This is a genomic window from Flectobacillus sp. (assembly GCF_049240685.1).
Classification (GTDB): Bacteria; Bacteroidota; Bacteroidia; order Cytophagales; family Spirosomataceae; genus Flectobacillus.
The window spans coordinates 1-11,637 of sequence record NZ_JBMLSD010000154.1; the positions used below are offsets into that span (position 1 = coordinate 1).

Here is an 11,637-nt window from a genome sequence, read left to right on the forward strand (position 1 = left end):
TTTCCGATAATTCCAGACATTTTATTATTGAATAAAACGTTAAAAAATAAAATAAAAAACTTATTTACAACGAGTTACGATTTCGAGCTTTTTGCTCGACGCAAAACGGACTGCAAAGGTCGGAATTTTATTTGGCACTAACAAAAAAGTGCACAAAAAAAATCTCAAAACTATTTGAGTGACAGAAAATTGAGAAAGAAAGCGACAAGAAAAGTGCGGACGAGGCTTAGCTCGTGAGACGAGTCCTGTGCAGCTTAATACTCAACTTTGCAAACTGGGCATTCAGTAAAGCAAGCCAGTATCAGTTCTGACACTATTCAACCACTGTAGTTCTTTGCGGGCTGCGTGGTTGTATTTTCCAAAGAAGTTTGCCGCTTAATTCGTTTTATCTAATTTCTTACCGAGTTCTGCCAACCCTTTGTAAGACACAGCGAATCGGGGCGCCTTAATTGGACTGCAAAATTAGAGAATAGTTTTTGAAATACAATGAGTTACACTAAAAAAAAATATTTTTTTTTACTTTTTTTTTACCCGCTAAAAAAAGGAGGAAATACCTTCGCATATTCCTCCTTTTGACGCACTTAACTGCTTTGTATAAATCGACTATAAATTGCCTTTTTTCAATTCTTTCACAGCAAAATCAGCAGCTCTCGCCGATAATGCCATATACGTAAGTGATGGATTCACATTGGACGAGGATGTCATACAAGCTCCATCTGTGACAAATACATTTGTACATCCCCAAACTTGATTATGCGCATTCAAAACCGATGTTTTGGGGTCGCGACCCATTCGTGCAGTACCCATTTCATGAATACTCAAACCAAAGCCTGGCTCATAATCATAGGTCTCTATCTGTTTAAAACCTGATGCTTCAAGCATCTCTGCGGCATCATTCTTCATATCGATTCGCATTTTGCGCTCATTTTCTCCAAACTCGGCCGACATAATCATTTGTGGTTGCCCCCACTTGTCTTTTTGGTCTTTGCTAAGTCTCACATGATTTTTATAATCTGGCAATGTTTCTGCAAATCCCATAATGTCTATATTCCACTGACCTAGTGGTTGTGTAATTTGTGTTTTAAAATCTGCGCCAAACTCCTCTTGCGACTGTCCTCTATCTTTCGAACTTCCTCCCTCATAACCAAATCCACGAAGATAGTCACGCTTGTCGTTTCCTATATTGCGATAGCGCGGTATGTAAATAGCATTTGGTCGACGGCCCAAGTAGTACTTATCATTATATCCATCGTGCTTTCCGTGTGCTCCTATCCCAAAGTGATGATCCATCAAATAGTGCCCCAAAACACCACTATCATTCCCAAGTCCATTTGGAAATCGATTAGAAGTTGAGTTCATTAAAATATAAGTAGAACCCAAGGCAGAAGCATTCAAGAAAATTACTTTAGCATAAAACTCTGTCCATTCGTGGGTATTTTCATCGATAACTCTCACGCCAGTAGCTTTACCTTTTTTTTCGTCGTAAATAATAGAATTCACGATTGAATGTGGCCGAATTGTTAGATTACCCGTTTTGCGAGCGGCAGGAAATGTAGCAGATTGTGAACTGAAATAGGCACCAAATGGACAGCCGCGCATACACATATCTCTCAACTGGCATTTGGCTCGTCCTAATGCCAATTGTTCGGGTGTTGGTTGTGTTAGGTTTGCAGTGCGCGAATGAATTACATGTCGATTAGGAAATTTTGACTTGAGCTCTTTCCCGAAGTGTTCTTCAACACATGTCATTGGAATGGGAGGCTGATAAACACCATCGGGCAAATGAGGTATTCCGTCTCGATTACCTGCTATACCAGCAAATTTTTCGGCATGGGCATACCATGGCGCTATATCCTTGTAGCGAATCGGCCAGTCTACACCAATCCCTTCCTTGGCATTAGCTTCAAAATCTAAATCACTCAATCTTAGTGAAACTCTACCCCAAGTAATAGATTTGCCGCCTACCTGCCAACTTCGTATCCAATCAAAGCGTTTTTCCTCCACATAAGGAAAGTCTATATCTTTGGCAAAATGGTGCTTGGTAGATTCGGTAATAGTAAAACCTGTTCGCTCATGAATTGGATAGTTTTTCATTTCTTCGAGAGGTACCTGCCCGCCGTGAGGAAACTCCCAAGGATTCATTAATGCTGTATGATAATCTTTTACATGTTCTATCATACGACCTCGCTCTAAAACTAGTACTTTGAGGCCTCGTTCGGTAAGTTCTTTGGCAGACCAACCACCACTTACTCCCGACCCCACCACGATGGCATCGTAAGTATTCTTTTCTTTATTAGGTAAAATATACATAAGTCTTTGAAAATTGGGACAGGAATTACGGTTTTTCAAAATCTCAAGTTACTCCTTTTTTTCAACAACTCAATCCAGAACTGGCTGGCATTTGTTTTATTTTTTATCAATAAAATTAAATATACTTTCCTCCTCAAGTGTATTTGCTATTCAAATTTGAAAATCAATCAAATATTTAGGCGCTATAAAGAATCGTTATCCTTCATAAACCAATGGTGTTCTTTATCTTTGCAAAATACTAATTTCTTGATCAATGAAAATAACCATTATTACGGTCTCTTTTAACAGTGAAGCCACTATCCAACAAACGATTGACAGTGTTTTAGCACAGGAATATCCCAATGTTGAATATATAGTTGTAGATGGAGCTTCTAAAGATAGAACAGTAGAGATACTACAGTCGTATGGAGACCGGATTAAGTACATTTCGGAAAAAGATAAAGGCATCTATGATGCGCTCAATAAAGGTTTAAGGCTAGCAACAGGTGATGTTGTAGGAACTATTGGCTCAGACGACTTTTTCCCTAATTCGTTTGTTCTTGGAGAAGTAGCCGAAGCATTTATTCAATCTGGGAAAGATGTCATCTATGGTGATTTGCAATATATCAATCCTGATAATGATGAAAGAATTGTTCGATATTGGCGTTCGGGAGAATATAATGTAGACAATTGGCTCAAAGGGTGGATGCCTCCACACCTTTCGTGTTATATTAAACGCGAAGCATTCGAGAAATACGGAAATTATATTATCGACTTTACCTGTTCGGGAGACTATGAGCTTATGTTACGCATGATGTTTAAGCACAGACTATCTGCACAGTATCTTCCAAAAGTACTCATGACTATGCGTAACGGAGGAACGAGTACAGCTTCGTGGAAGCATAGATATAGAGCCAACATGGAGGACCGTCGTGCCTGGGCATTGAATCAGCTTGAACCAAAATGGTATACACTTTGGATGAAGCCGCTGTCTAAAATTAGTCAGCTATTTACTTAAGTAAGTGGGAAAACGTTATTAGTTAACAGTATATTGGTTATTTGAAAATATTCATAATCAAAAGATTATAGTCAAATTTTGCCTCAGATATACTATTAATTTAATCTTTCCTATTACTAAAGTGGGCAACATTAGATTTTAGTTTTATGTTTAAGTCACAAGGCAAGGAATGTAAAATGGTTTTTTAGTAACAATAGATATATTTTTACCGGATGCCCAAAGCTGAAAGCCGTAAGCTCAAAAATGAGATTTTATTTTACGTGCCAACTTAAGTATGAGTACAAAGTTAAAATATTAGGCAGTTTTGGGCATACGATAAAAATAGAGGGTTATTAAAAAGATTTTTCAACTATTTGCCTATTGCCTGAAAACTTGGAGATACATCCCTGTTTTATAATTCGGGATGAATCATGTTTATACATCTGCTACTTTAAATGGTTTTATTTCTACTCTTTCCCACACTTTCATTGTAACGTAAGGGTCATTATCATACCAATTATAGAGTGCTTCCTCAGATTCAAATTGCACTAGCATGGTTGAGCCAATCATGTTTCCATCATTGTCCAAAATAGCCCCACCGACAATAAAATTACCGTTTGCCTTGAGGGCTTTCGCTACTGTAAGATGATACGGGCGGGCGTTCATTCTTCGCTCAAGAGCTTGCTCATCTGTGCCGTCGTAGGCATAAATTACATATTGTTTCATCGAAATGCAGGGTTGTTTGTTGATGTTTTAGGAGATTTATAATGGTTAAGTCTTAATTTTTGATGTTTCGGAGGTTTATCTCACAGATAATATTTGTCAATTTTACAAATACTTCTTACAAATACTTATATTTAGCTTCAAAATTTTAATGGTATTTACGCCATCAATTTATATATAAGCACTAATCTTTTTTCAAAGTTAGTCTCTTCTAACAAGATTTTGTCCTATGAAGCCCAATATGATTGCATTTGTGAGACGCTTTGTTGATTTTTCGGATGAAGAAATCGCAGCGGCTCATAGCCTTTTTGAGGAAAGGTTTATCAAAAAAGGAGAGTTTTTTATCAAATCAGGAGAGTATAATACTTCGATTGGTTTTATTAATAAAGGATTGATGAGAAGTTATTTTATACAAAATAACCAAGAAACTACTTTTCAAATCACTCTAGAAAACCAATTTGTAACAAGTATGACTTGTTATGTACTAAATCAGCCAAGTAATGATTTTATTCAGGCCATCGAGGATACCGATATTTGTGTGATTTCGAAAGAAACGCTCGAAGATTTATGCAATCGCTTTCATAATTGGGATAAATTTGGAAGGCTCACTTACGAACAAGTAGCCTTGGAGCAAGAAATTCGATTACGTTCTTTTATTTCTGAAACTGCACAAGAACGTTATGAAAAGATACTAGAGTTTCAGCCAGAGCTTATCAATAGAGTTCCGCAAGTATATCTTTCAAATTTTTTAGGCATCACCCCTCAATCGTTGAGTCGATTGCGTAGAAATATTCGAGGATGATGCATCGTCCCGAATTGGGATTATCCTCGATAATTTTCATAAAAAAGCGGTCGAAAAATATTTTCGACCGCTTTTTTGATGCTACCATGCTAGTTTTTACTTGGCTTGAGACGCAAGCATTTCGTCTTTCTAGCTAGAATTTCACACAATCTCTCCGAAGCTATTTACACTTTAATTAAAGTGTCTTTCACCTTTAATTGATACTAAAGTTTAAACAGCTTCTCTATTTCAAATCTCTACTTAAAGAGAATTCATGTTTATTTTTTATAGGAATGGGACAAAGTTTCTACTAGTTCTCCTCTTGCAAGCTTTTCGGCTTTTTCAAAACTTCGAATTGCCTTTTGGAATGTTTCGTCAGTAGCGCTCATAACCTGATAATATTCGTTATTCAGCCCACTATTTAAAGCTTTTTTGGACCATACATTTCTTGCAATGTATGCTTTAATTTGAGTTTTGATGTAAGGAAGTGAGCGCTGAAATTCCTTTTCATTATGCTTCACTTTGGTTTGCTTGGCCAAAGATTTAAGTGAAACAATCATTTCATCCGTAACAACAAATTGTCTATTAAATTCTTTAAAAGGCATTTTGCTCAATTCGTTTTGGTGAGCATTGGCATAGTCTAGTGCTATTTCTCGGATAATATTTTTGCCCCATAAGTCCGAAAGGTATTTAGTATAATAAGTGGTATCTCTACCAACAAACACATCGGGGGTAATACCACCACCTCCATAAACAGCCCGACCACCAACTGTTCGGTATTTGAGTTTTTCATTAAACTTTATACTATCGGCATTGAACAACTCTCCACTTTTTATTCTATCGTCATAATCTTTATCATATTCCTCTTCATGACCCAACAAATAAGGCTTTTGGATACTTCTACCGCTTGGGGTATAATATCGAGAAATCGTTAGTCTAAGTTCTGAGCCATCGGACAAGCTAACGGGCATTTGGACGAGTCCTTTGCCAAAAGAGCGACGGCCCACAATAAGTGCACGGTCGTTATCTTGTAAAGCACCAGCTACGATTTCGGAGGCAGAAGCACTGTTTTCATCAATCAAAACCATTACAGCTCCTTTCTCAAAAATTCCATCAAACTTAGTCATAGTTTTTGAGTCGTATTGTGTTCCTTTGCCATCAGTGTATACAATCATTTTATCACCAGCTAGGAGCTCATCAACTACCTTTTCGGCTCTATCTTTGTAGCCACCCGGATTACCCCGCAGGTCGAGCATCAAACGTTTAGCTCCTTGATTTTTAAGATTTGATAAGATATTTCTAAACTCTTGATAGGTAGATTCCATGAAACGGTCTATCTTGACGTATGCAGTTTGGCTGTCAATCATGTATCCAGCACTAACCGAGAAAGTCGGAATTCTATCGCGGGTTATGGTATAGGTATGCGGTGCGGATTCGCCATGGCGTAATATCTCAACTTTCACTTCGGTACCACGTTTCCCACGTAGTTTATTAAAAATTACGTTTGAATTAACTTTAGGTCCCACCAGAGAAGCGCCATCTGCTCCTACCAACATATCGCCACTACGAATACCTACCGTTTCGGCAGGGCCTCCAGGCATGGCACTCATTACATAAACAGTATCATTAAATAGGTTATATTCGATACCAATACCGTCAAAACCCGACTCCAGCTGAGTACGTGCTAAGGCGGCCTCTTCGGTTCCGAAATAGGCAGTATGAGGATCAAGCTTTTCTAGCATTTTTTTGATAGAATAATCCACCAAAGTATCTGTATTGACGGAGTCTACATAACTTGTTTCGACTAGAGAGAGGATTTCTCTAAATTTGCTTACTCCGCGGGAGATATTACTCATTTTTGCCTGTCCTCCAAAAAAGTTGGCACCAATAAGCATCCCTCCTACTACCGAAATAGCAACAATAATGGGGAGTTTAACGACTAGTGAACTATTAAGTGGCTGCTTATCCTTCATCATGCTTATTTTATTAATCTCTATGCTTTCAAATCTATATAAAGTTACAAAAAACTACCAGCCGACCAATCTTTTTACCGTAACTTTGTTGAAACTAACTAAAAATCGATGGGACGTTTACTTGCAATAGATTATGGAACCAAGCGCGTGGGTTTAGCGGTAACTGACCCTCTCAAAATCATTGCTTCGGCATTGGACACAATACATTCTAAAGATGTTATTCAATACTTGTTGGATTATTCTAAAAAGGAAGACATTGAATGTTTTGTTGTAGGCATGCCTGTACAATTGGATGGTTCTGATACCAACAATACGGCACATGTAAAGATTTTTGTGAAACACCTAAAAAAGGCATTTCCAGAAACTCCTATTCATCTACATGATGAACGTTTTACTTCGAGTATGGCATTGCAGGCGATGATTCTTGGAGGTGCCTCCAAAAAAGATAGGAGTCAAAAAGGGAATATTGATAAGGTGTCGGCTACAATTATTTTGCAATCCTTTATGGAAAAAATGTCATTAGGAGGTTTCTAATAAAAGTATTTTTCATAAAAAAGGGCTGTAGAAACAGCCCTTTTTCTTTTTATTTCTGAACCACTTTTGCAAATCTGTGGTAGAAAGGAGTCTTACTATTTGAATCTTTTGGCATATACTTACCAGTAATAATTGGTACATACATTACTCGACGACGAGAAGCTTCTCCAAAATTTGGTGATACTTCTACACGGTGCCATAAGCGACCATCGTGTACTGTCAAATCTCCGGCATTGATATCAAAACCAACCTCACGAGCATCGGGTGTATGATCGATAAATTGTTTTTTACCAAACAACAACTTCAACACGCTTTGGTTTTGAGTACCTGGTAAAACTCTCAAGCCACCATTCGACATAGGACAATCGTCGAGGTGTATACCCACATTGAGCATAGGAAGAATTTTTTGTCCTAAAAACAAGTCACGAGGGCTGTCGGTATGCCATCCCATTTGTGAAAACTTGGAGTTCTGTGCGTTGATATAGTGGTTAAAAACTAGACCATCTTTTTCGTCTTCGCTAATACGTCCATCATACGGAGCCAATAACTCAACTAACAACTGCAAACGAGGGTCTTTTACCAATTCGCCCAATACTTTACTATACTTGTTTGTAAAGCACATACGCTGAATCATCTTGTCACCATTTTCATTCTTTCCGAATTTTAATGGAATACCATTGATTTTTTCAACACCTTCGTCAAGCCATTGCTTTTCGATTTTCTGCAACTCGCTGATAAAAAGTTTTACTGTATCTTGATTAATGAAGTTTTTGAACTGAATAATTCCATATTTACGGAAATACTCCTTTTGTTCATCGGTTAACTTCTCACCGAGGGTGAAGGTTTTATTTTCAAACTTTACCATTTCTAAAATTGTACAAAATAAAGTTTAACGTTTTAATCTCATGGTTAGCGCGTGTGGTTGGGCAGAACTACAAACGCAATTTTTTAAGCTGTTATTTTAGCAGAAATGTTTTTGCTAAAACATTGCAAATTAAAAGAATGTAATGAAACTTTAAACGTTTTGTAATATTTTTATTATTATAGCCAGAAAAAATTACATTTATTTAGAGAAATATCTAATTCAATGCTAACTCTCTCTCTAGTTGGCAGATTACTAAAACAAATATAAGTTATATTATCAAATAAAATAATGAAAGGTGTTAAGAATGGTGAGTATAGATGATTATTGGATTTAAGTAATTTTTCTCATCATAGTCTTCAATCTTAGTAGACTTATTCTTAAAAACGTTTTAATGCCATTTCCGAAACGGTTTGTCCAATCGAAAGAGAGGAAGTTGCCGCTGGAGAAGGAGCATTCAAAATATTAATCACTTTAGCATCTTCGATTATAGAAAAATCATCAAGCAGACCACCATCTCGGTCGCATGCTTGCGCTCTTACGCCAGCGCCACCTTCAATCAAATCGCTTTCTTGAATTTCGGGAATCAATTCTTGGAGCGCTTTTGTAAACGCTGCCTTAGAAAAACTACGGTACATTTCTCCTAAGCCAGTTTCCCAATATTTCATAGCTACTTTTTGAAAACCCGGCCAAGTTAGTGTCTCAAAAAGTTCTTTGGCATTAATATCCATTTTTTTGTATCCTTCGCGACGGAATGCCAATACGGCATTTGGACCTGCCTCGATACCACCACGCATCATTCGTGTGAAGTGTACCCCTAAGAAGGGAAAGTTGGGATCTGGAACCGGATAGATGAGGTTTTTTACCAAGTAATGTTTTTCTGGGCGGATTTTGTAGTACTCGCCACGGAAAGGAATAATTCTGACATTCAGTGGGTTTTCTTGTGACATTTGTGCTACTTTATCCGAATACAAACCACCACAGTTTATTACTAGTTTGGTTTCATAAGTATTTTTCTCGGTCTTTACAATTGAGAGCGAATGACCTTTTGTTATACCAATTACTTTCTCGCCAAAGTGTAACTCGGCGCCATAACTGCGAAGCTTTTCGGCATACTTTTCACATACAACCTTATAGTCTACAATTCCTGTTTGAGGCACCCACATACCTTCTACACTTGCTACATAAGGTTCGTACTCTTTTACTTCTTGCGAACTTATTTTGCGAAGACCTTCAAGCCCGTTTTGTTGTCCACGAATATAGAGGTTGTTCAATAGTGGGCGTTGCTCTTCTTTAGTTGCGACTACTACTTTGCCAGTAATCTCGAAAGGTATTTGTTCTTTTTCACAAAAATCAATCAACATATTATAGCCACGAATACAGTTTGTGGCTTTTAAAGAACCTGGCTTATAATATAAACCCGAGTGAATTACGCCTGAGTTATTACCTGTTTGATGTTTGGCTACTTCGGTCTCTTTTTCTAATACTAACACCTTCAATTCTGGTCGTTGTTCTTTTATTTTGAGTGCCGTTGCCAAACCAACGATTCCGCCACCAATTACTATAATATCTTGTTGCATTTTAAATATCTTATGATTTTTTTTTACCAACCACAAAGATACAAAAAGACCCGTAAGGTTTTTATTCTTACGGGCTTAAGTATTTATACAAAATTGGATTTGGGTGCACAGCCGTAGGCATTAGGCAGAAAACCTTTTAAGTTTATATGGAAAATATTTTGCCGAAAACCCATTGGTTAAACTTAATATTGCCCACTTAACTAATCGTGCAGCATTAGATTTAACTTTTGTGTTGAGGCACAAGGCTACAGGCACTAGGCAAAGAGCGTAAAATTGCCTTTTAGTAACGATAGATATGCTTTGCCTAATGCCCGTAGCTGAAAGCTCAAAAATTAAATTTTATTTTGCGTATCAACATAAGTAGGAATACTGAATTGTGAGTAATGAATTTTGAGTGTAATTTTCTGATTACAAATGTGATATACTGATAATGAGAATTTTATATTCACAACTCGTAATTCGGTATTTATACTTATCCCAATGGGAATCTTCTATATAATCAGCTTGAGTTTGCTAGAGCTAGACTCCAACTCCAATTCGTCATTAGTTAGCGTCTCGATGCTATAAATGATAGGAGCTCCTATACCTAGCTGAGTACTTATGGCTTTACCGTCGGCGCTTAATTCCCATTTTCCAGACAAAGAGCTATTCGCAGACGATAACACAAAAGTTCCGTCAGATTTGAAGACATAAGTAAACTTTGAGTAATCAGAGGTTAATCCTATACCGTCTTTTACCGAATAATTGGTTACTTGGCTCCCATCTGGATTGATTGTAACGTACAAATAAAACTTCCAAGTTTTATCAACTAATAGTTTTATTCGTTCGTTAAATAATTTGCGCGCGGCGATGGTATCAGCGTTGGGGCTTAGCGTCTCATCACAACTTTGCAATGTTAGCGCTCCTACCAATAATGTTAGTACTAAATATAGCTTTTTCATACTATGTTCTCTCGAAAGAATGAAATAGTTTAATTTGTTTGTAAAGAGAAAACGTAAAATAAGCATTTTGAAATATATTTTTCATTAAAATTGCCCAACTTCTATTAAACATTCTTTCAATATCATGAAAAACATACCTGCTAAAACCCTATTCTTATTTTTTTTATGTCATGTTTCGTTACAATTATTTTCTCAAGGACTTAAAGAACCTGCAAAGAAGTATCAAGTCAAAATTAGAGTATATGACAAAGAAACACAAGAGGAACTCACTGGTGCCTACCTCAAATTAGTAAATCTTACCAAAAATAAACTGGTGGATTCAACCGTGGTTTTGGATGGTTACGCAACCTTTACTTTAGAGAGGGGATTTGACTACGATATTGTAGGCCAAAGAACTAAGTACTTAACCAAACGAGCCAATTTTAATGCTGCGTGCTATTTGCAAGACCCCCAAAAAGTTTTTTGTATTGCAGGCATTGAGATTGAAAATATGTCTCGTTTGGGAGGAGGTACAGACCTAATTGAAGGAGCGATTGGTATGAAACGAATCCGATTGAATGATGTTTTCAAAGTAGAAAACATTCATTATGATTTTAACAAATCAAATATCAGACCTGATGCTGCCAAAGAATTGGATAAGCTTATACAGTTATTGATTGACAATCCTGGGGTAAGCGTTGAACTAGGCTCTCATACCGATAGCCGATCTGGTGCGGACTACAATCTGAATCTTTCACAAAAAAGAGCTGAATCGGCTGTTAATTATATTGTAGGGCACGGAAAAATTGCCAAGAATCGTATTTCAGCAAAGGGATATGGAGAAGAGCAACTTGTCAATAAATGTGCGGATGGGGTTAATTGTACCGAAATTGAACATGCGGCCAACCGTCGCACTGAAATAAAGATTACAGGCTATGCCGTTAATGGAGTACCTATAGACATCAAACAATGAGATAA

General features: G+C 37.2%; 10 protein-coding genes. 4 read left to right on the plus strand and 6 right to left on the minus strand.

What is annotated here, in order from left to right; genetic code table 11:
• Positions 1-603: 603 nt before the first annotated feature.
• Positions 604-2,310: a GMC oxidoreductase gene (locus tag ACOVQ4_RS07030; RefSeq protein WP_421819943.1), complete on the minus strand. Its 1,707-nt coding sequence runs from the start codon at positions 2,308-2,310 to the stop codon at positions 604-606.
• Between the two features lie 253 nt (positions 2,311-2,563).
• On the opposite strand from ACOVQ4_RS07030, the gene ACOVQ4_RS07035 reads away from it, so the two are divergent.
• Positions 2,564-3,307 (plus strand): glycosyltransferase family 2 protein, encoded by a 744-nt coding sequence (locus ACOVQ4_RS07035; RefSeq protein WP_421819944.1) that lies wholly within the window; start codon positions 2,564-2,566, stop codon positions 3,305-3,307.
• Between the two features lie 414 nt (positions 3,308-3,721).
• Here the strand turns inward: ACOVQ4_RS07035 and ACOVQ4_RS07040 are convergent, their stop codons facing one another.
• Complete coding sequence (locus ACOVQ4_RS07040; RefSeq protein ID WP_421819945.1) at positions 3,722-4,012, minus strand: YciI family protein; 291 nt, start codon at positions 4,010-4,012, stop codon at positions 3,722-3,724.
• Positions 4,013-4,238: 226 nt separating this feature from the next.
• Here ACOVQ4_RS07040 and ACOVQ4_RS07045 point away from each other — a divergent pair, with 226 nt between their 5' ends.
• The gene (locus ACOVQ4_RS07045) at positions 4,239-4,811 is read left to right on the plus strand and encodes a Crp/Fnr family transcriptional regulator (protein ID WP_421819946.1); all 573 of its coding nucleotides are present in this window, start codon (positions 4,239-4,241) and stop codon (positions 4,809-4,811) included.
• Positions 4,812-5,068: 257 nt separating this feature from the next.
• Here the strand turns inward: ACOVQ4_RS07045 and ACOVQ4_RS07050 are convergent, their stop codons facing one another.
• Entirely contained in the window at positions 5,069-6,766 is a 1,698-nt protein-coding gene (locus ACOVQ4_RS07050) for a S41 family peptidase (protein WP_421819947.1), read from the minus strand.
• A gap of 105 nt (positions 6,767-6,871) precedes the next feature.
• Between ACOVQ4_RS07050 and ruvX the strand changes: the two genes are divergently transcribed.
• Complete coding sequence (ruvX, locus tag ACOVQ4_RS07055) at positions 6,872-7,297, plus strand: Holliday junction resolvase RuvX (RefSeq protein WP_421819948.1); 426 nt, start codon at positions 6,872-6,874, stop codon at positions 7,295-7,297.
• Positions 7,298-7,346: 49 nt separating this feature from the next.
• Here ruvX and ACOVQ4_RS07060 read toward each other — a convergent pair whose 3' ends face one another.
• The 3 genes from ACOVQ4_RS07060 to ACOVQ4_RS07070 form a co-directional block, all read right to left on the minus strand.
• Positions 7,347-8,162 (minus strand): phytanoyl-CoA dioxygenase family protein, encoded by an 816-nt coding sequence (locus ACOVQ4_RS07060; RefSeq protein ID WP_421819949.1) that lies wholly within the window; start codon positions 8,160-8,162, stop codon positions 7,347-7,349.
• A 377-nt stretch (positions 8,163-8,539) separates the two neighbouring features.
• Complete coding sequence (gene lhgO, locus ACOVQ4_RS07065; protein ID WP_421819950.1) at positions 8,540-9,739, minus strand: L-2-hydroxyglutarate oxidase; 1,200 nt, start codon at positions 9,737-9,739, stop codon at positions 8,540-8,542.
• Between the two features lie 491 nt (positions 9,740-10,230).
• Positions 10,231-10,680, minus strand: a complete 450-nt coding sequence (locus ACOVQ4_RS07070; RefSeq protein ID WP_421819951.1) for a hypothetical protein — start codon at positions 10,678-10,680, stop codon at positions 10,231-10,233.
• A gap of 124 nt (positions 10,681-10,804) precedes the next feature.
• Between ACOVQ4_RS07070 and ACOVQ4_RS07075 the strand changes: the two genes are divergently transcribed.
• Positions 10,805-11,632 (plus strand): OmpA family protein, encoded by an 828-nt coding sequence (locus ACOVQ4_RS07075; protein WP_421819952.1) that lies wholly within the window; start codon positions 10,805-10,807, stop codon positions 11,630-11,632.
• The last annotated feature ends 5 nt before the right edge of the window (positions 11,633-11,637 follow it).

Coding starts and splice junctions, on each gene's coding strand:
- ACOVQ4_RS07030 (WP_421819943.1), bottom strand. CDS start 2,310: ATGTATATTTTACCTAATAAAGAAAAGAATACTTACGATGCCATCGTG.
- ACOVQ4_RS07035 (WP_421819944.1), top strand. CDS start 2,564: ATGAAAATAACCATTATTACGGTCTCTTTTAACAGTGAAGCCACTATC.
- ACOVQ4_RS07040 (WP_421819945.1), bottom strand. CDS start 4,012: ATGAAACAATATGTAATTTATGCCTACGACGGCACAGATGAGCAAGCT.
- ACOVQ4_RS07045 (WP_421819946.1), top strand. CDS start 4,239: ATGAAGCCCAATATGATTGCATTTGTGAGACGCTTTGTTGATTTTTCG.
- ACOVQ4_RS07050 (WP_421819947.1), bottom strand. CDS start 6,766: ATGATGAAGGATAAGCAGCCACTTAATAGTTCACTAGTCGTTAAACTC.
- ruvX (WP_421819948.1), top strand. CDS start 6,872: ATGGGACGTTTACTTGCAATAGATTATGGAACCAAGCGCGTGGGTTTA.
- ACOVQ4_RS07060 (WP_421819949.1), bottom strand. CDS start 8,162: ATGGTAAAGTTTGAAAATAAAACCTTCACCCTCGGTGAGAAGTTAACC.
- lhgO (WP_421819950.1), bottom strand. CDS start 9,739: ATGCAACAAGATATTATAGTAATTGGTGGCGGAATCGTTGGTTTGGCA.
- ACOVQ4_RS07070 (WP_421819951.1), bottom strand. CDS start 10,680: ATGAAAAAGCTATATTTAGTACTAACATTATTGGTAGGAGCGCTAACA.
- ACOVQ4_RS07075 (WP_421819952.1), top strand. CDS start 10,805: ATGAAAAACATACCTGCTAAAACCCTATTCTTATTTTTTTTATGTCAT.